This window comes from Streptomyces sp. NPDC048496 (assembly GCF_043200055.1).
Classification (GTDB): domain Bacteria; phylum Actinomycetota; class Actinomycetes; order Streptomycetales; family Streptomycetaceae; genus Streptomyces.
Genome location: NZ_JBICXB010000002.1, coordinates 412,338 through 430,957, shown reverse-complemented (window position 1 = coordinate 430,957; position 18,620 = coordinate 412,338). Strand labels below are relative to the sequence as shown.

The 18,620-nt window shown below is 70.6% G+C and carries 18 protein-coding genes and 2 pseudogenes; 14 read left to right on the top strand and 6 right to left on the bottom strand.

The annotated features are described in order from the left end of the window. Nucleotides 1-54 precede the first annotated feature (54 nt). The 4 genes from ACGFSA_RS04145 to fabF all read left to right on the top strand — a co-directional run bounded on the left by ACGFSA_RS04145 (nt 55) and on the right by fabF (nt 3,636). Nucleotides 55-969, top strand: a complete 915-nt coding sequence (locus tag ACGFSA_RS04145) for an ACP S-malonyltransferase (protein WP_393299344.1) — start codon at nt 55-57, stop codon at nt 967-969. A 13-nt stretch (nt 970-982) separates the two neighbouring features. Next, nucleotides 983-1,984, top strand: a complete 1,002-nt coding sequence (locus ACGFSA_RS04140) for a ketoacyl-ACP synthase III (RefSeq protein WP_393299341.1) — start codon at nt 983-985, stop codon at nt 1,982-1,984. 63 nt (nt 1,985-2,047) lie between these two features. After that, nucleotides 2,048-2,296 (top strand): acyl carrier protein, encoded by a 249-nt coding sequence (locus tag ACGFSA_RS04135; RefSeq protein WP_266986003.1) that lies wholly within the window; start codon nt 2,048-2,050, stop codon nt 2,294-2,296. A 77-nt stretch (nt 2,297-2,373) separates the two neighbouring features. Beyond that, nucleotides 2,374-3,636, top strand: coding sequence for a beta-ketoacyl-ACP synthase II (gene fabF, locus ACGFSA_RS04130; RefSeq protein ID WP_393299338.1), 1,263 nt, complete (start codon nt 2,374-2,376; stop codon nt 3,634-3,636). Nucleotides 3,637-3,875: 239 nt separating this feature from the next. Here the strand turns inward: fabF and ACGFSA_RS04125 are convergent, their stop codons facing one another. Beyond that, the gene (locus ACGFSA_RS04125) at nt 3,876-4,370 is read right to left on the bottom strand and encodes a DUF3145 domain-containing protein (RefSeq protein ID WP_266985999.1); all 495 of its coding nucleotides are present in this window, start codon (nt 4,368-4,370) and stop codon (nt 3,876-3,878) included. Nucleotides 4,371-4,721: 351 nt separating this feature from the next. Here ACGFSA_RS04125 and ACGFSA_RS04120 point away from each other — a divergent pair, with 351 nt between their 5' ends. From ACGFSA_RS04120 to ACGFSA_RS04105, 4 genes and pseudogenes are all read left to right on the top strand, one after another. After that, nucleotides 4,722-5,639: an SGNH/GDSL hydrolase family protein gene (locus tag ACGFSA_RS04120; RefSeq protein ID WP_393299333.1), complete on the top strand. Its 918-nt coding sequence runs from the start codon at nt 4,722-4,724 to the stop codon at nt 5,637-5,639. A gap of 30 nt (nt 5,640-5,669) precedes the next feature. Beyond that, complete coding sequence (locus ACGFSA_RS04115; protein ID WP_393299330.1) at nt 5,670-6,671, top strand: aldose epimerase family protein; 1,002 nt, start codon at nt 5,670-5,672, stop codon at nt 6,669-6,671. 22 nt (nt 6,672-6,693) lie between these two features. Continuing rightward, nucleotides 6,694-6,889: pseudogene (locus ACGFSA_RS04110) on the top strand (hypothetical protein); the annotation flags it as partial. Between the two features lie 245 nt (nt 6,890-7,134). Beyond that, nucleotides 7,135-7,974 (top strand): annotated as a pseudogene (locus tag ACGFSA_RS04105) (flavin monoamine oxidase family protein); the annotation flags it as partial. Between the two features lie 14 nt (nt 7,975-7,988). On the opposite strand, the gene ACGFSA_RS04100 reads toward ACGFSA_RS04105, so the two are convergent. From ACGFSA_RS04100 to ACGFSA_RS04085, 4 genes are all read right to left on the bottom strand, one after another. Continuing rightward, nucleotides 7,989-8,597 carry a LysE family translocator gene (locus ACGFSA_RS04100; RefSeq protein ID WP_393299327.1) on the bottom strand — a complete coding sequence of 203 codons (609 nt, stop codon included), beginning with the start codon at nt 8,595-8,597 and terminating at the stop codon, nt 7,989-7,991. 14 nt (nt 8,598-8,611) lie between these two features. Next, on the bottom strand, nt 8,612-9,412 hold the full coding sequence (locus tag ACGFSA_RS04095; RefSeq protein WP_393299324.1) for an EI24 domain-containing protein: 801 nt from the start codon (nt 9,410-9,412) through the stop codon (nt 8,612-8,614). Between the two features lie 117 nt (nt 9,413-9,529). After that, complete coding sequence (locus tag ACGFSA_RS04090; RefSeq protein WP_393299321.1) at nt 9,530-9,958, bottom strand: organic hydroperoxide resistance protein; 429 nt, start codon at nt 9,956-9,958, stop codon at nt 9,530-9,532. 88 nt (nt 9,959-10,046) lie between these two features. After that, nucleotides 10,047-11,066, bottom strand: a complete 1,020-nt coding sequence (locus ACGFSA_RS04085) for an NADP-dependent oxidoreductase (RefSeq protein WP_393299318.1) — start codon at nt 11,064-11,066, stop codon at nt 10,047-10,049. Between the two features lie 129 nt (nt 11,067-11,195). On the opposite strand from ACGFSA_RS04085, the gene ACGFSA_RS04080 reads away from it, so the two are divergent. From ACGFSA_RS04080 to ACGFSA_RS04065, 4 genes are all read left to right on the top strand, one after another. Continuing rightward, a complete protein-coding gene (locus ACGFSA_RS04080; protein ID WP_393299315.1) occupies nt 11,196-11,633 on the top strand; it encodes a MarR family winged helix-turn-helix transcriptional regulator in 438 nt (145 codons plus the stop codon). Between the two features lie 218 nt (nt 11,634-11,851). After that, nucleotides 11,852-12,415, top strand: a complete 564-nt coding sequence (locus ACGFSA_RS04075; RefSeq protein WP_393299312.1) for a hypothetical protein — start codon at nt 11,852-11,854, stop codon at nt 12,413-12,415. A gap of 148 nt (nt 12,416-12,563) precedes the next feature. Beyond that, on the top strand, nt 12,564-13,601 hold the full coding sequence (locus ACGFSA_RS04070) for a rod shape-determining protein (protein WP_393299309.1): 1,038 nt from the start codon (nt 12,564-12,566) through the stop codon (nt 13,599-13,601). A 93-nt stretch (nt 13,602-13,694) separates the two neighbouring features. Next, the gene (locus ACGFSA_RS04065; protein ID WP_393299480.1) at nt 13,695-15,215 is read left to right on the top strand and encodes a GAF domain-containing protein; all 1,521 of its coding nucleotides are present in this window, start codon (nt 13,695-13,697) and stop codon (nt 15,213-15,215) included. On the opposite strand, the gene ACGFSA_RS04060 is transcribed toward ACGFSA_RS04065, so the two are convergent. After that, entirely contained in the window at nt 15,193-15,624 is a 432-nt protein-coding gene (locus ACGFSA_RS04060) for an Lrp/AsnC family transcriptional regulator (protein ID WP_393299306.1), read from the bottom strand. The genes ACGFSA_RS04065 and ACGFSA_RS04060 overlap by 23 nt on opposite strands. Before the next feature lie 525 nt (nt 15,625-16,149). On the opposite strand from ACGFSA_RS04060, the gene ACGFSA_RS04055 reads away from it, so the two are divergent. Both ACGFSA_RS04055 and ACGFSA_RS04050 read left to right on the top strand, forming a co-directional pair. Then, nucleotides 16,150-17,676, top strand: a complete 1,527-nt coding sequence (locus tag ACGFSA_RS04055; RefSeq protein WP_393299303.1) for an acyl-CoA synthetase — start codon at nt 16,150-16,152, stop codon at nt 17,674-17,676. A gap of 57 nt (nt 17,677-17,733) precedes the next feature. Continuing rightward, the gene (locus tag ACGFSA_RS04050) at nt 17,734-18,534 is read left to right on the top strand and encodes a VOC family protein (RefSeq protein WP_393299300.1); all 801 of its coding nucleotides are present in this window, start codon (nt 17,734-17,736) and stop codon (nt 18,532-18,534) included. Nucleotides 18,535-18,620: the final 86 nt, after the last annotated feature.

The window sequence follows — 18,620 nt, the reverse complement described above, 5'->3', positions numbered from 1 at the left end:
CTTCGTCCCTGTCCCCACGGGTGTTCAGGACCGTTCACAAGAGAGAGTGTGAGGGTGCTCGTACTCGTCGCTCCCGGCCAAGGCGCTCAGACGCCCGGCTTCCTGACTCCCTGGCTCGACCTTCCCGGTGCCTCCGACCGCGTCGCGGCCTGGTCCGACGCCATCGGGCTCGACCTTGCCCACTACGGCACGAAGGCCGACGCGGACGAGATCCGCGACACCGCGGTGGCTCAGCCGCTGCTGGTCGCCGCGGGCCTGCTGTCCGCCGCCGCACTGGCCTTGTCGCCTGATGTCGTCGCAGGTCACAGCGTTGGTGAGATCACCGCGGCGGCGCTCGCCGGTGTCCTCGACGAGGAGGCCGCGCTCCGTCTCGTACGCACCCGCGGGCTCGCCATGGCGGACGCCGCAGCGGTCACGGAGACCGGCATGGCGGCGCTGCTCGGCGGCGACCCCGACGTGACGGTCCCGCACCTGGAGATGCTCGGGCTGACCCCGGCGAACGTCAACGGGGGCGGCCAGATCGTCGCTGCCGGCACCGCCGCGCAGATCGCCGCGCTGACCAAGGACATGCCCGAGGGTGTGCGCCGCGTGGTGCCCCTCAAGGTCGCCGGTGCCTTCCACACGCACCACATGGCTCCCGCGGTCGACCGGCTCCGCGAGGCGGCTGCGGCTCTGACGGTCTCCGAGCCGACTGTGACGTATGTCTCGAACGCGGACGGGAAGCCGGTCGCCACCGGCGCCGAGGTCATCTCGCGGCTGGTCGGCCAGGTCGCCAACCCGGTCCGCTGGGACCTGTGCATGGAGACGTTCAAGGAGCTGGGCGTCACGACGCTCATCGAGGCCTGCCCGGGTGGGACCCTGACCGGTCTCGCCAAGCGGGCACTGCCCGGGGTGCGGACCCTCGCGCTCAAGACCCCCGACGACCTCGACGCGGCCCGCGCGCTCCTCGCTGAGCACGCGGGCGCCTAAGGAGCCCGAGAGCATGTCGAAGATCAAGCCCAGTCAGGGCGCCCCGTACGCACGGATCATGGGTGTCGGCGGCTACCGCCCGACCCGCGTCGTGCCCAACGAGGTGATCCTCGAAACGATCGACTCGTCGGACGAGTGGATCCGCTCGCGCTCCGGCATCGCCAGCCGCCACTGGGCCTCCGAGGAGGAGACCGTGGCCGCGATGTCCGTGGAGGCGTCCGGGAAGGCCATCGCCGATGCCGGGATCACGCCCGAGGAGATCGGCGCCGTGATCGTCTCCACCGTCTCGCACTTCAAGCAGACCCCGGCCATCGCGACCGAGATCGCCCACAAGGTCGGTGCGGGCAAGCCCGCCGCCTTCGACATCTCGGCCGGCTGCGCGGGCTTCGGCTACGGACTGACCCTCGCCAAGGGCATGATCGTCGAGGGTTCGGCAGACTACGTACTCGTCATCGGCGTGGAGCGGCTCAGCGACCTCACCGACCTGACGGACCGTGCGACGGCGTTCCTGTTCGGCGACGGTGCCGGCGCGGTCGTCGTCGGCCCCTCCAAGGTGCCCGCCATAGGCCCGACGGTCTGGGGCTCCGAGGGCGACAAGTCCGAGACGATCAAGCAGACCGTGGCGTGGGACGAGTTCCACGCCGAGCGTCCGGAGAAGTTCCCGGCCATCACGCAGGAGGGTCAGGCGGTCTTCCGCTGGGCCGTCTTCGAGATGGCGAAGGTCGCCCAGCAGGCGCTGGACGCGGCCGGGATCACCCCGGAAGACCTGGACGTCTTCATCCCGCACCAGGCCAACATGCGGATCATCGACTCGATGGTGAAGACCCTGAAGCTGCCGGAGCACGTCACGGTCGCCCGTGATGTGGAGACCACCGGCAACACCTCCGCCGCCTCGATTCCGCTCGCTATGGAGCGGCTTCTGGCGACCGGTCAGGCGAAGAGCGGCGACACCGCGCTCGTCATCGGCTTCGGGGCGGGTCTCGTCTACGCCGCGACGGTCGTTACTCTCCCCTAGGCACACCGGACCTTCCGGTCCGGACGTCCGTACCCTGCAGAAACACATCGAAGGAGCGCCAACATGGCCGCCACCCAGGAAGAGATCGTCAGCGGTCTCGCCGAGATCGTCAACGAGATCGCCGGTATCCCGGTCGAGGACGTCCAGCTGGACAAGTCCTTCACCGACGACCTGGACGTCGACTCGCTGTCCATGGTCGAGGTCGTCGTCGCCGCCGAAGAGCGCTTCGACGTCAAGATCCCGGACGAGGACGTCAAGAACCTCAAGACGGTCGGCGACGCTGCCGACTACATCCTGAAGCACCAGGCCTGATCCAGCCGGCTCGTGTGTCGCCACCCGGCGGTGGCGCCGCTGATTCACGACCCTCTACACGTGGAGAAGATTTTCCAGTGAACTCGACCAATCGCACCGTGGTCGTCACCGGTATCGGCGCAACCACTCCGCTGGGTGGCGACTCGGCGTCGACCTGGGAAGGTCTGATGGCCGGTCGTTCCGGCGTCAAGCCTCTCGAGGGCGAGCGTTTCGCCGAACTGCCCGTCCGGATCGCCGCCCTCGCGGCCGTCGACCCGGGCGACGTACTGCCCCGCCCCCTCGCCCGCAAGCTGGACCGCTCGGCGCAGTTCGCGCTGATCGCGGCCCGCGAGGCGTGGGCGGACGCCGGCTTCACCGGCAAGGCCGGTGAGGACGAGAAGATCCAGCCCGACCGGCTCGGCTCGGTCATCGCCTCCGGTATCGGTGGTGTGATCACGCTCCTCGACCAGTACGACGTGCTGAAGGAGAAGGGCGTACGCCGCGTCTCCCCGCACACCGTGCCCATGCTCATGCCGAACGGCCCGGCGGCCAACGTCGGCCTCGAGGTCAACGCACAGGCCGGTGTCCACACCCCGGTCTCCGCCTGTGCGTCGGGCGCCGAGGCCATCGGGTACGCCGTCGAGATGATCCGCACCGGCCGCGCCGATGTCGTGCTCGCCGGTGGCACCGAGGCGGCCATCCACCCGCTGCCGATCGCGGCGTTCGCCAACATGATGGCGATGTCCAAGAACAACGACGAGCCCGAGAAGGCGTCTCGTCCGTACGACACGGGCCGTGACGGCTTCGTGCTCGGCGAGGGCGCGGGCGTCGTGGTCCTGGAGTCCGCGGAGCACGCTGCCGCGCGGGGCGCCAAGGTCTATTGCGAGGTGCTGGGACAGGGACTGTCCGCGGACGCCCACCACATCGCCCAGCCCGAGCCGACCGGGCGCGGGATCGCTGCCGCGATGCAGAACCTGCTGGACCAGACGGATCTCAAGCCGTCGGAGGTCGTGCACCTCAACGCGCACGCCACGTCGACGCCGCAGGGCGACGTCGCGGAGCTGAAGGCTCTGCGCAAGGTCCTGGGCGACGACCTCGACCATGTCGCGATCTCCGCGACGAAGTCGATGACCGGTCACCTGCTCGGTGGCGCGGGCGGCATCGAGACCGTCGCGACGGTCCTGGCGCTGCACCACCGGATGGCGCCGCCGACGATCAACGTGGAGAACCTCGACGAGGCGGTGGAGGCGGACATCGTGCGCGATGAGCCCCGTCCGTTGCCCGAGGGCCCGATCGCCGCGATCAACAACTCGTTCGGGTTCGGGGGACACAACGTGGTGCTGGCGTTCCGCAGCGTCTGATCCACGGCCCGCGCCCGGTACACCGAGGCCCGCCTCCCCCGAGTGGAGAGGCGGGCCTCGTCCGCTGTGCGGGACGTTTCGGGGGGCTCTGCCCCCGGGCCCCGCTCCTCAATCCCCGGAGGGGCTGATTCTTGTCGCGCCGGATTCCGGCCTCGCCGGCGTTCGAGACGCGGCGCCCGGGGTGGAGCCCCGGTTCCGGGAAGGGGCGGGCGGGGGAACGGGCCCGCCGCAGGCGCCCCTCACACCACCTGGTGGAGCCACCGCACCGGGGCCCCCTCCCCCGCATGCCGGAACGACTCCAACTCGTCGTCCCACGGCTTGCCGAGAAGTTTGGCGATCTCCGCCTCCAGCTCCGTCTCCCCCCGCACCGACCGCGCCAGCGCGGCCCGCAACCGGTCCTCCGGGACCAGGATGTCGCCGTGCATGCCGGTGACCGCGTGGAAGATGCCCAGCTCCGGCGTGGAGCTGTACCGCTCGCCCTCGGCCGTCGCACACGGCTCCGCCGTCACCTCGAAGCGCAGCAGATCCCACCCCCGCAGCGCGGAGGCAAGCTTCGACGCGGTACCCGCGGCGCCCTTCCAGGAGAACTCGGACCGCCAGGTGCCGGGCGAGGCCGGCTGTCTGACCCAGTCGAGCTGAACCCGCACACCGAGGACACCCGCCACCGCCCATTCGACATGTGGGCAGAGCGCGCGCGGTGCGGAGTGAACGTACAGGACTCCACGTGTCGTCACCGGGACCTCCAGTGTGGGACGAGGTTCGCCTTCCCCAGCGGCCTCGCGCCCGTACCGCCATTTCTCGGTCGGTCCCCGAGGCTGTCGTCAGTAAACAGCATCGGGAGTCAATCTCCGGAAAAGGGACGGTATGTGACGTGATGTGATGATACGAAGCCACCCAAGTGGAGTCGGGTGGCGGAACGCGGCACTGGTTCGACGGGGAAAAGCTACCGTGCGGCGGCGCCCGAGGTATGACGTACCGTCGGTCCTGGGCCGATGATTCGCACAGCTTTCACCCGGCAGGGCGCGCGGGCGTGTCGCCCGGGGCCATGGGGGGTTGCCGGGGGCATAAACGGGAGGGCATGAGGGATGCAGAATCGTTCCGCGAGCCAGCGCTCGCGCACCACTGCCGCCGTTCTGACGGCGCTCCCGGTGATCGCCATGGCCGCACTGGCCGGCTGTGACACCGGGTCGGACGGGACGACCAAGGGGTCCGCCGCCGGGCGGCACCACCCGTCTGCCGCGCCCTCCCCCGTCTGGAACCCCAGTCCGGGGTCGGTCGCCGCGGTCGGGGACTCCATCACCCGTGGTTTCGACGCCTGTTCCGTGCTGGCCGACTGCCCCGAGGTCTCCTGGGCGACCGGCACGGACAGCGAGGTCCGGAGCCTCGCCGTGCGGCTGCTCGGCTCCTCGGGCGCGGCCTCGCACAGCTGGAACCACGCCGAGACCGGGGCCCGGATCGCCCAGTTGCCGGCGCAGATGGCTCTCGCGGCGGAGCGGAAGCCGGACCTGGTGACCGTGATGATCGGCGCCAACGACGCCTGCCGGGACTCGGCGGGACTGATGACGCCGGTGGCGGACTTCCGGGCCTCGTTCGAGGCGTCGATGCGTCGGCTCCGCAGCAAGGCGCCGAAGGCGCAGGTGTACGTGTCGAGCGTGCCGGATCTCAAACGCCTCTGGTCGACGGGGCGTGACAACCCCCTGGGCAAGCAGATCTGGAAGCTGGGCATCTGCAAGTCGATGCTGGGCCATGCGGATGACATGAGCGCCGGGGCCGAGGCGCGCCGCGCCTCGGTGCAGGAGCGCGTCGTGGCGTACAACGAGGTGCTGCGGAACGTGTGCGCGAAGGATCTGCGCTGCCGGTACGACGGCGGTGCGGTCTTCGACTACCGGTTCACCGGCCGGCAGCTCAGCCAGTGGGACTGGTTCCATCCGGGGCTGAGCGGCCAGGCCCGGCTCGCCGAGATCGCGTACCGCAATATCACGGCTCGGAAGCCCCCGGCGTAGCCACCGGCACGTGGTCTAAGGTCCGTGATCATGGACACCGGTTCGAGCGGCACGACGATGCGTACGGAACTCTTCGGCACCCTCGCGGACGGCACCGCCGTCCACCGCTGGACGCTGGAACGGGCCGATACGCGGGTACGCGTCCTGACGTACGGCTGCGTCGTGCAGTCGGTGGAGGTGCCCGGACGGGACGGCGTGCGGGCCGGGGTGGCGCTCGGGCTGCCGGACCTCGCGGCGTACGAGACGTTCTCGGGCCCCTACTTCGGGGTTCTGGTCGGACGGTACGCGAACCGGATCGCGGGCGCTTCCTTCGTGCTCGACGGGCGGACCCACCACGTGACCCGGAACGAGGGGCGCAACCATGTGCACGGCGGGGCCCGCGGCTTCGACAAGCACGTGTGGGAGGCGCGGGAGGTCCCGGGCGGTGTGGAGCTGTCGCTGGTCTCGGAGGACGGCGAGGAGGGCTTCCCGGGGCGGCTGGCGGTCTCGGCGGCGTACACCCTGGACGAGGACGGGGCGCTGCGCATCGCGTACCGGGCGACGACGGACGCACCGACCGTGGTGAACCTGACCCATCACACGTACTGGAATCTGGCCGGCACGGACAGCGGCAGTGCGGCCGGGCACACCCTGCGGATCGCTGCCGGGCGGATCACCCCGGTGGACGGCGAGTCGATTCCCACGGGCGAGCTGCTGCCGGTGGACGGCACCCGGTTCGACTTCCGTGAGGCGCGGACGGTCGGTACAAGGTACGACCACAACTTCGTGCTGGACGAGGCGGTGGACGGTCCGGTGGCCGAGCTGTTCGACCCCGGCTCGGGGCGCGTCCTGACCGTCACCACGACCGAGCCCGGGCTGCAGCTGTACACCGCCGACCACTTCGATGGGTGGCCGTACCGGCCCTGCGACGGGATCGCGCTGGAGACGCAGCACTTCCCGGACTCGCCGAACCGGCCGGAGTTCCCGAGCACGGTGCTGCGGCCGGGCGAGGAGTACGTGTCGACGACCGTGTACGGGTTCTCGGTTCGCTGACCGGATGCGGAGAGCCTCGTGCGGGGCGCTGCCGGGCGGTCTCACTCCGGAACGGGCCGCGCCGCTGCTCGTGGCGGTGTTGGACGGGCTCCGGTACCAGTGGCTGCTCGCCCCCCGGATCGGTGGACATGCAGGCCGTGTTCCGGGACTTCCTGCGGCTGTTGCAGCCCGGGCTCCCGGACGCCCCCGACGAGCGCGACGACTCCACTCACGAGTAAGATGACCTGCGGCAACACCGATAGGACAAGATCGATAAGCGGCACCTGCGAGTGATTCCGCGCGGTCTACGCGTGTCCGGGCAACGCGCTCCCTTCCGCGCCCCCAGGGTGTCCGCATGACTACCGAGCCAGCCGAAGCGACCTCCGCCCTGCCCTCGCGGCGCACCATGATCGCGGGTGCCGCCGGCGCCGCCGCCCTCGCCACGACCGCCGTGACCTCGGCGAACGCGGCCACGCCCGACTCCCTTGAGATGGTGTCCGAGGGCCGTACCGACAAGGTCGTGCGGGAGACGTTCACCGGCGACCGGGCGATCGTCACCGTGCCGTTCTCCGGGCTGCGCCACATCCCGGTCGCGCCCGCGCTCTCGTACGGCAAACGGCGCGCGATCACCGAGATCCACTACGACGCGGCCACCAAAGTGCTGCTCGAATTCAGCCGCCGCTGATGGGAGTTCGAGGAGAAGGACTGGAAGGCCGAGCTGGACAGGATCCGGCCCGGTCTGTACGACGCCTACCGGCTCGGCAAGGCGCCGGCCGACGGTTCGCTGCTCGGCGCGCACCCCTCCGTACCGCGCGGACATCTTCCGCCCAACCAGCGCGTGCACTATGCGGCGTACCGCGCGACCGCCCGCGACCAGCCCGAGGCGGCGCATGTCATCGGCGGCGGATCCGTCACCGACAACGCCAACCGCTTCATGTTCCAGCCGTCCCACCCGGTCCATGGAAGCGGGGGAGGTGTCCTCCTCGCCTCGTACAGCTGGGCCGACGACGCCCTGAAGTGGGACTCCCTGGACGACGACGAGCGCTACCCGCACGCCCTGGGCGGCGAGCAGGACGTGCACGGGCAGCGCATCGAGGTCTTCTACACGGGGGTCGGCGCCACCCAGTCGTGGATGCGCGACCCGTACGCGTACGGCGAGGCGTCGGTGCTGCTGCCCGGCCAGCACACCGAACTGTTCGCCGATGTGCGCTCGGTCGAGGGTCTGCTGCACTTCGCGGGCTGTCACACCTCGGTCAAGCCCGCCTGGATCGAAGGGGCGTTGGAGTCGGCGGTCCGCACGGCGCTGGAAGTGCACACGAGCTGACGTCCGTCACGGACTCAGCGGGCGAGGCCCAGCGTGACACCCAGTCCGACGAGCACCGATCCGATGCCCCGGTTGAGGACCTTCTGCCACCGCAGCATCGCGGTGCGCAGGTGGGCGTGCGAGAAGAACAGCGCGACCAGTCCGAACCAGCCGAGATGGGCGAGGGACATGAAGAGCCCGTAGCCGGCCTGCCGCCACAGGCCGGTGTCGGGTCCGACGACCTGGGTGAACGTCGACACGACGAAGAGGGTGGTCTTGGGGTTGAGCGCATTGGTGAGGAAGCCGGTGCGCAAGGCCCCGAGACGGCTCAGTCCCGGCTTCGACCCCAGGTCGACGGCGAGGTCGTTGCGGGCGAAGAAGGTCCGTACCCCGACGTAGACGAGATACGCCGCACCGGCCAGCTTGATCGCGGTGAACAGGGCCGTCGAGGACGCGATCAGCAGCCCGACGCCGAGCATGGTGTACGTGACATGGACCAGGACACCCGCGGCGACACCGGCGGCGGCGAGGAGCCCGGTCGTCCGGCCGTAGAGATAGCTGTTGCGCACGACCATCGCGAAGTCGGCGCCCGGGCTGATGACGGCGAGGACGGTGATGACGGCGACGGCGATGATCTCGGTCATGGGCTCAGGTCTCGTCAGTCCGTGTTGACGCTGTACGGGGACGGGGACGCGTCCTCGTGCCCGTCCTCGTCGTCGGCGGGCGGCACCACCAGGTCCCGGGCGAGCAGGGTGGCCCCGGCGACGGCGCCCGGCATCAGGAACACGGCGACGAACGGGACCAGGAAGGCGAGCCCCAGCGGTACACCGAAGCCGAGGATCAGCATGCGGCGGCCGCGCAGCAGGACGAGCCGGTCGGCCAGGACCATGCCGCGGCGCTGGAGCGCGACGGCGGTGAGTTCCTCCGCGAGGAAGTAGCCGGTGACGCAGAATCCGATGACGGGGACCACGGTCTGGCCGACGACCGGGACGAACCCGAGGGCGAAGAGCAGGACGGCGTAGAGCGTGACGCGTACCAGGATGCGGATGCTGTCACGGGCGGAGATCCACAGCTCGCGCCAGAGCGGCAGCCCCGACTCGGGGACCTCGCCGCCCTCCGTGCGGTCGACCTCCTCGGAGAGCGACTCGTAGAACGGCTGGCCGACCAGCAGGGTCACGGCGGTAAAAGTGATCACGGCGAGGAAGAGGCCGAGGGCGAAGACCAGCACGGTGAGCGTGGTGCGGAGAAGACCGAGCCAGGGGCTGGACCAGTCGTCGGCGAACGGGGTCGCCCAGGCGACGAGGTCGTCGGCGCCGTAGCCGAGACCGATGAGCGCTCCCGCGTACACGACGAGTGTGATGAGGCCGGGTATCAGGCCGAAGCCGAACCATCGTCCGTGCCGGGCCACCCAGCGCTGCCCCTTGATCAAATAGCTGAAACCCGCCCCTAGATCACGCATGGCGTCAGCGTACTGGCGGCGGCGGACGCCGGTGACCGGGGAGTCGGGGCGAACAGAACCGAGGGCCGCACCCTGGCGGGGGTGCGGCCCTCGGTCACGTACGAGCCGTACGGGCGATCAGACGACCGACAGCTCGACCTTGATGTTGCCGCGCGTGGCGTTCGAGTACGGGCACACCTGGTGGGCCTTCTCGATGAGCGACTGCGCGGTGGCGGTGTCGACGTTCGGGATGGTCGCGGAGATCGCGACCTCCAGGCCGAAGCCGCCCTCGGCGGTCTTGCCGATGGAGACGGCGGCGGTCACGGTGGAGCCGGAGATGTCGGCCTTCTCCTGACGGGCAACGACGCCGAGAGCGCCCTGGAAGCAGGCGCTGTAGCCGGCCGCGAAGAGCTGCTCCGGGTTGGTGCCCGCGCCGCTGCCGCCCAGCGCCTTCGGCGGGTTGACGACGACGTCGAGCAGACCGTCGTCGGAGAAGACGCGGCCGTCACGGCCGTTCTCCGCAGTGGCGACAGCGGTGTACGCGACGGTTATGTCCTGGATGGTCATGCTGAGGGTTCCTCTGCTGTAGCGCCGCGACTCGCGCCCACGATCGCGACGGCCTGTGATGAGACTAACGGGTGCCTGTGAGTGGCTTTCAGTCGAGGGAGACGATCATCTTTCCGGTGTTCTCGCCGCGCATCAGACCGAGGAAGGCGTCGAAGCCGTTCTCGATGCCCTCGACGAAGGTCTCGCTGTACTTCAGCTCGCCCGAGGCCAGCCAGCCGGCGACCTCCTGGACGAACTGCGGCTGAAGCGCGGTGTGATCGCCGACGAGCATGCCCTGCAGGCGCAGCCGCTTGCCGATGACGAGCGCGAGGTTGCGCGGGCCGGGGGTCGGCTCGGTCGCGTTGTACTGGGCGATCATTCCGCAGATGGTGGCGCGACCGTGCACGTTGAGCGAGGAGATCGCGGCTTCGAGGTGCTCGCCGCCGACGTTGTCGAAGTAGACGTCGATGCCGTCGGGGGCGGCCTTGCGCAGCTGCTCGGCGACCGGGCCGTTCTTGTAGTTGAACGCCGTGTCGAAGCCGTACTCCTCGACGAGGAGCTTGACCTTGTCGTCGGATCCGGCCGAGCCGATGACCCGCGAGGCGCCCTTGAGCTTGGCCATCTGGCCGACCTGGCTGCCGACCGCACCAGCGGCGCCGGAGACGAAGACGGCGTCGCCCGCCTTGAAGGAGGCGACCTCGAAGAGGCCGGCGTAGGCGGTGAGCCCGGTCATGCCGAGCACGCCGAGGTAGGCGGAGAGCGGGGCCAGGTCCGGGTCGACCTTCACGGCGTGTCCGGCGGGGACGTCGGCGTACTCGCGCCAGCCCAGGCCGTGCAGGACGTGGTCGCCGACCGCGATCCCCTCGGCGTTGGAGGCGATGACCTCGCCGACCGCGCCACCCTCCATGGGGTGGTCCAGCTTGAAGGGCGGGGTGTACGACTTCACGTCGTTCATCCGGCCGCGCATGTACGGGTCGACGGAGAAGTGCAGGTTGCGGACGAGGACGCGACCCTCGCCGGGAGCGGTGACCGGGGCCTCACGCAGCGCGAAATCCTCGGCCTTCGGCCAGCCGTGGGGGCGGGCGACAAGGTGCCATTCACGGCTGGATGTGGGAAGTGCTGCAGACATGGGCTCGGGGTCTCCTCAATGTCTTACGGGTGGGGGAAGCGTTCCCGCGGTGGAGAAAAGCTTCATGACATGAAACAACCATGCTCCTGAATATTTCATGTTGTCAAGCAACCGGGTATCCTGAGTGTCATGGCCACCACGCGAACAGACCCTCTGACCCTCGAAGTCGTCGAGCTGATCGGCACTGTCGTGGCGCGCTACTACGAGGAGTACGACCAGGCAGCGGCCGCGCACTCACTGACCGGCGCGCAGGCCAGGGTCCTGGGACTGCTCTCCCTGGAGCCGATGCCGATGCGCAGGATCGCCCAGAAGCTGAAGTGCGAGCCGTCGAACGTGACGGGGATCGTCGACCGGCTGGAGACCCGCGGCCTGGTCGAGCGCCGGCCCGACCCGGCCGACCGGCGGGTGAAACTGGCCGCCCCGACGGAGAAGGGCACCGACACCGCGCGGCAGCTGCGCGAGTCGCTCAGCTTCGCCCGGGAACCCCTGGCGAAGCTGTCGGACACGGACCGCGCGGTGCTGCGGGATCTGCTGCGGCGGATGCTGGGCGTGGACGCGGAGTCCTAGTGCCGCGACCGGAGATGTCTGCCCCATGAGGAGCGTCGGCCAGTGCATGGCGCAGTGGCTCAGCGCCGCGACGGGGGTTGCGCACCGGCGCAAACGAGGGCGCCGTTGAGATGCCGCCGACACGGGTGGCAGTAATCCATGGCGCCCGCAGATTAAGTGCCGACAGGACAACAGAGAAAGCCGTTCAGGTGAGGATTCTGTGTGGAAGCGTTGATTGCATGACCACCGCCCCCTTCGGTCCGCTCGAATTCCAGCTCGTCCTGCTCCGCCGGATGTCCGACCACCAGCCGGGCCTCGTCGAGGAAGCCCGGCAAGAACTGAACGCCTCGCTCTCCGAGATGCGGGAGGCGAACCGCCGCTGGCAGGCGATGGTCCGCGCGCCCCGCGGCCGCGGTTCGCTGCGCCGCTACCGCTCGGTGCTGGGCGAACCCGAGTCCTCCGTACGCCGCCGGATCGGCGACCTGGAGTGCGATGCCCTGCTCTGGCCGGTGCCGCTCTGGCCGGATCTGCGGTTCGAGGTGATGGTCGCGCCCGGCGCGGCCGTATGGAACGAATGGTTGGTCAGAGCCCCGGGGGCGGCCGGCCCTGAGCTGCGCACCGTCGAGGATCTGCGCCCCTGGTCGTGCACCGTCGACGAGGTGGCGTGTGCCTTCGCCCCGGCCCGCCCGATGGAGGGCAGCGCGCCGACCCGCTGGGCGCTGGCGATCACCGACCCCGTGACGGGTGCGCCGCACGTAGCCGAATTCACCTGGGGGCTGTTCCAGCGACTGCTGCCCGGCTGACTCCGGCGCGCCGCCCGCATCTGTCGACCCGTCAGCTTCATACTCCCTCCGGCTCATCCCAACGCGCGCGATTCGTCCGGACGGCGCACGATGCAGAGAGGGCCGGCTGCCGCCGGCACCCCCATCAGCGCTCTCGGGAGAACCTGCCGTGACCGTCAGTCTTGAGCAGTTGCGCCGTTGCCATGTCGCCGTCGACCTCGGGGCCGCCCGCACCCGGGTGTACGTCAAGGGGCTCGGGCTCGTCGTCGACGAGCCGAGCGTCGCCGCAGTGAACACCCGTACCGGCTCGCTCATCGCCGTCGGTGCGCTCGCCGAGCAGATGACGGGCCGCACCCCCGACTACATCCGGGTGGCGCGCCCGGTCTCCGGCGGAACCGTCATCGACATCGAAATGGCCCAGCGCATGCTCCGCCACCTGCTCGGTGAGAAGCTCCGCCGCCAGCTGCGCCGCAAGGCGCGGCTGCGGGCGGCCGCCTGCACCCCGCACGACAGCGATCCGCTCGCCCAGCGGGCCGCCGTCGAGACCCTGGTCGGGCTCGGCGCCCGGCGGGTCGAGCTGGTTGACACGCTGATCGCGGCGGCCGTCGGCTGCGGGCTCCCGGTCGAGCAGCCGATCGGGAGCATGATCATGGTGTGCGGGGCGGCGACCACGCAGATCGCGGTGCTTTCGCTCGGTTCGATCGTCACGGCCGCCCGGATCCCGATCGGCGGCGATGCCATCGACCACGCGGTGATCCAGCATCTGCGCCAGCACCACGAGTTGATGCTGCCGAGTCAGTCGGTACGTCCGTTGCAGCTGGCGCTCAGCAGCAACGGTCTGACCCCGTACGGTCCCGCGACGACCGAGATCCACGGCCGTGACGTGGCGACCGGTCTGGCCCGCTCGGTGCACGTCGACACCGCCGCCGTGCGGCAGGCCATCGAGACCCCACTGACCGCGGTCCACGACGGCGTCGGCAAGGTGCTGCGCGACTGCCCGCCCGATCTGGTGGCCGATCTCGCGGACCGCGGGATCATGATGGTCGGCGGCAGCGCGCTGCTGCCGGGTCTCGACCAGATGCTGCGTGATGCGACGGGCATGCCGGTGCAGATCGCCGAGCGCCCCGACGTCTGCTCCGTCCTGGGGCTCGGCGCCATGCTGGACGGCGAGATCCAGCCGTTGGTCCTCAACCCGCTGGCCGCCTGACGGCCGCGGGGGCGCCGTATGACGCACGACGACCAGGGCGCGGCGGACAAGCCGGCGGCGGACCGCTCCAGCGGCGAGCCTCCCGGGCTGCCGATGCTGCTGGAGGCGGTGCTCTGCGTCGGCACCGATCTCGAACTGCGGGCCACGCTCACCCAGATCGTGGACACCGCCACCGCGCTCACCGGTGCGCGGTACGGAGCGCTCGGCGTCCTCGATCCCGAGGCCGGTGCCAACACCGAGCTGTTCACCTCCGGTCTGACCGACGCCGAGCGGGAGCGCATCGGCAGCTTCCCGGACGGGCACTCGGGGCTGCTCGGCGTGCTCATCGACCATCCGCAGCCGTTGCGCTCCGACGACCTGACCGCCGATGCGCGCTCCTCCGGTGTGCCGCCCGGCCATCCGCCGATGTGTTCCTTCCTCGGGGCTCCGATCCGGGTGCACGACGAGGTGTTCGGCAATCTCTATCTCACGGAGAAGATCACCGGGCATTTCACCGATACGGACATGGCGCTGATCCAGATCCTCGCCTCACAGGCCGGGATCGCGATCGGCAACGCCCGGCTGTACGAGACGGCCCGGCAGCGGGAGCGCTGGATCGAGGGCGCGGCAGCCGTCACCACGGCCCTGCTGAGCGGCACGAACGCGGCCGACGCGCTGATGACCGTCGCCGAGCGGGCCAGGATCCTCGCCGACGCCTCGGCCGGGGTGATACTCCAGCCGACCGCGGACGGCGGCATGGAGATCGTCACCGCGTCCACGCTCGACGACCCGGCCGGCATCGTCGGCACCACCATCGAGCCCGGCTCTCCCGTACTGGTGCAGCTGCTGGGCGGTGAGCCGGTCTTCATCGACGACTCGGCGACCGATCCGCGGATGACGACGCATGTACGGACCCGGTTCGGCCCCAGCATGATGCTGCCGCTGCAGAGCGGCGGGCGCCTCATCGGCACCCTCGCTCTGCCCCGGCGGCGCGGCGGCGCGCCGTACACGGCGGTGGACCGGCTGCTGGCCTGCCAGTTCGCCTCGCAGGCGGCGCTCGCCCTGGTGCTGGCGGACGCCCAGCAGAACAGGGAACAGCTCGCGGTGTACGAGGACCGTGACCGGATCGCCCGCGATCTGCACGATCTCGTCGTCCAGCGGCTCTTCGCGACGGAAATGATGCTCGAATCGACCCGCCGCCGGGCCGCCGCGCCGGAGACGGACGAGCTGCTCAGCCGGGCCGTCGACGAGCTGGACTCCACCATTCAGGAAGTGCGGACCGCGATCTTCGCCCTCCAGCAGCCGCCCACCGAGGCACCCTCCACGTTCCGCGGCCAGGTGCTGCGGGAGACCGGGGGCGCGGCCGCCGTGCTCGGATTCCAGCCGTCGGTGCAATTCTCCGGGGCGGTGGACGCCCTGGTGCGGCAGCCGGTGGACCAGCAGCTCCTCGCGGCGCTGCGGGGCGCCCTGGCGGCGGCGCACCGGCGGGCCGGGGTGTCGGCCATAGAGGTGGAGGTGGATGCGACGGCGCGGCTTCCGGACGGACGGTCCGCGGTCCGGCTGTTGGTCGCCGACGACGGGCGCACCGAGGACGGCTCGCGATCGACGACCGTCACCTGGCAGGCGCCGCTCTGAGCGCGACCCGGGTGCTGGAGTGGGCGACGCCCGCCTCACGCTTGAGCCTGCGCAGAAGTCCGTCCAGGGCGGCGGTGTCGGCGACCGTGGCGCGTACGAGATAGTCGTGCCCGCCCGTCACATGCACCACTTCGGTGATGCCGGGCAGCGCGAGCACCGCGCGTTCGAACACCTCGTTGCTCGTGTCGATACGCAGCGTCACATCGATGAAGACCACCAGGCCCGTCCGGGTGTCGGCGGCCGGGTCGATGATCACGGTGAAGCCGCGGATGACGCCGTCCCGGCGCAGCCTGCGCACCCGGTCGGCCGCGGCGTTGGCGCTGAGGCCGACCCGTACTCCCAGATCGCGATACGAGATCCGCGCGTCCTCCTGGAGGGCGCTGAGGATTTCCCTGTCCAGACGGTCCATACCGCGATTGTCGCAGCTTGTGCCGGATTGCGACTGCGGAGACCTGGGGCCGGGTTCCCGTGCCCCCACATGGAGTCCCGTCGTCCCCGGCGGATCGGCGCGCGGCGTCGGACGCGGTGCATCGCGACGCGGAGGGGCCTCCTCGCACAGGGCGTCGGGAGCCCGCGCCCTGTCGGGGGGAGGCCGTTACGGCCTCCCCCACGATGGGGAGTGGATCAGCGAGCGGCGTCATGCGGCTTCGATGGCAAGGCGGAGGAGGGAGTCGACGCGGAGCGTCGGTGACTGACGACAACGCCACAAGCGGAGTCGCAGGGCGTCGGGAGCCCGCTCCCTGTCGGGGGGAGGCCGTTACGGCCTCCCCCACGATGGGGAGTGGATCAGCGAGCGGCGTCATGCGGCTTCGATTGCAAGGCGGAGGAGGGAGTCGACGCGGAGCGTCGGTGACTGACGACAACGCCACAAGCGGAGTCGCAGGGCGTCGGGAGCCCGCTCCCTGTCGTGGGGGAGGCCGTTAGGGTCGGAAGGGTGACTCCTCTTCTGCCTGCGCTCCAGCACGGTTCCGGCCCGGCCGCCTCCCGGGAAGCCGTCCGGTTCGGCGAACACACCCTGACGTACGCACAGTTGGCCGCGGCCTCGGACGCCCTCGCCGCGCGGCTCGCGGGCGCCGGGCGGGTCGCCGTCTGGGCCACACCGACCCCGGAGACCGTGGTCGCGGTGGTGGCGGCGCTGCGGGCCGGGGTGCCCGCCGTGCCCCTCAACCCGAGGACGGGCGAGCGGGAACTGGCCCATATCGTCGCTGACAGCGCCCCGTCGGCGGTGCTGGCCGGAGCGGGCGACGTGCTCCCGCCCGCGCTGGGCGCGCTGGACCGTACGGATGTCGACACGTCGGCAACGGTGGCGAGCGGCGCCGGCTTCCCCGAGCCCTCCCCCGAGTCCCCCGCCCTGATCGTCTACACCTCCGGCACCACGGGCCCGCCCAAGGGCGCGATCCTGCCGCGCCGGGCGATCGCCGCCTCCCTGGACGCGCTTGAGGACGCCTGGCAGTGGACCGGCGACGACGTCCTCGTCCACGCCCTGCCGCTGTTCCATGTGCACGGGCTGATCCTCGGCGTCCTGGGTCCGCTGCGCCGGGGCGGTTCGGTGCGTCATCTGGGGCGGTTCTCCGCCGAGGGCGTGGCCCGGGAGCTGGGGTCCGGCGGCACGATGCTGTTCGGCGTACCGACGATGTACCACCGGCTGGCCGAGACTCTCGGCGACGGTTCGGGGCCGGACGTCGCCGGGCTGGCGAAGGCGCTCGCAGGGGCGCGGCTGCTGGTCTCGGGGTCGGCTGCGCTGCCCGTCCATGACCACGAGCGGATCGCGGCGGCGACCGGGCGCCGGGTCGTCGAGCGGTACGGCATGACGGAGACCCTGATGAACACCGGTGTCCGCGCGGACGGCGAACCGCGGCCCGGGACGGTCGGCGCACCCCTGCTCGGCGTCGAACTCCGGCTGGTCGAGGAGGACGGCACCCCGCTCGCCGACCCGACGGCCGAGGGCGCCGTGGGCGAGATCCAGGTACGCGGCCCGAACGTCTTCACCGGCTATCTGAACCGCCCCGACGCGACGGCGGCCGCGTTCACCGAGGACGGCTGGTTCCGTACGGGCGACATGGCGACCCTCGACACGGACAGCTATGTACGGATCGTCGGCCGCAAGGCGACCGACCTGATCAAGAGCGGGGGCTACAAGATCGGCGCGGGCGAGATCGAGAACGCGCTGCTGGACCACCCAGGCGTCCGCGAGGCGGCCGTCACCGGGGAGCCGGACCCGGATCTGGGCGAGCGGATCGTGGCCTGGGTGGTGCCGTCCGATCCGGGCGCCCTGCCCACGGCGGCCGAGCTGGCGGACCACGTGGCGGCCCAGCTCGCCCCGCACAAGAGACCGCGCACGGTCCGTTACCTGGAGGCGCTGCCCCGCAACGACATGGGCAAGATCATGAAGCGGTCCCTCGGTGCTTACGGCGCGGCAGGCGATCGCGGTGTCCGACGGCGAGTCCACCGCGCGGGGTGACGGATGGCTGGTTAGCGTGAAAAACGGGACCAATCAACGAGTCAGGAGCGCAGAGTGATGGCCGCAGAACCTGAGGGCACACCGTGCTGGGCGGACGCCATGTTCACCGATCTCGAGGGGGCGAAGAGCTTCTACGGTGACGTGCTGGGCTGGACCTTCAGCGTGGCGTCGTCGGAGTTCGGCAACTACACGCAGGCGTATGCGAACGGCAAGGCGGTGGCCGCCGTCGTACCGCCCATGCCCGGCCAGGAGGGCCAGTCGGCATGGTGTCTGTACTTCGCGTCGCCCGACGCCGCCGCCACCGCCGCGAAGATCCGGGACAACGGCGGCGAGGTGCTGATGGACCCGATGCAGGTCGGCGACTTCGGCTCGATGCTGCTGGCCCGCGATCCGAGCGGAGTGACGTTCGGCGTGTGGCAGGCGGGGCAGCACGAGGGGTTCGAGGCCAAGGGCACGCCCGGTGCGTACTGCTGGTCGGAGGTGTTCACCCGGGAGCCGGCGACGGCGGACTCCTTCTTCCCCGCCGTCTTCCCGTACAACGTGAAACAGATGAAGGACGACGCGATCGACTTCTCCATCTACGACTTGGGCGCCGACCCGGTCATGGGGCGGATGAAGATGACGGACGACTTCCCGCCCGAGGTCCCGCCGTACATCAACGTGTACTTCACCGTCGAGGACTGCGACGCGGCGGTGGCGAAGGCGACGGAGCGCGGGGCGATCCTCCGGTTCGGGCCGATGACCAGCCCCTTCGGCCGGTTCGCCGCGCTGAGCGACCCGCAGGGTGCGGCGTTCTCGGTGATCGACGTCAAGACGACCGGGGGCGACATGCCGGAGTTCTCCGACGCGACCACCTGAGCGGCGACACAGTCCGGCCGTCCGGCTCACAGTCGGCCGGTCGCAGTCGGCCGGTCGCCGTGCGTCGGCGACCGGCTGCTGGCTCT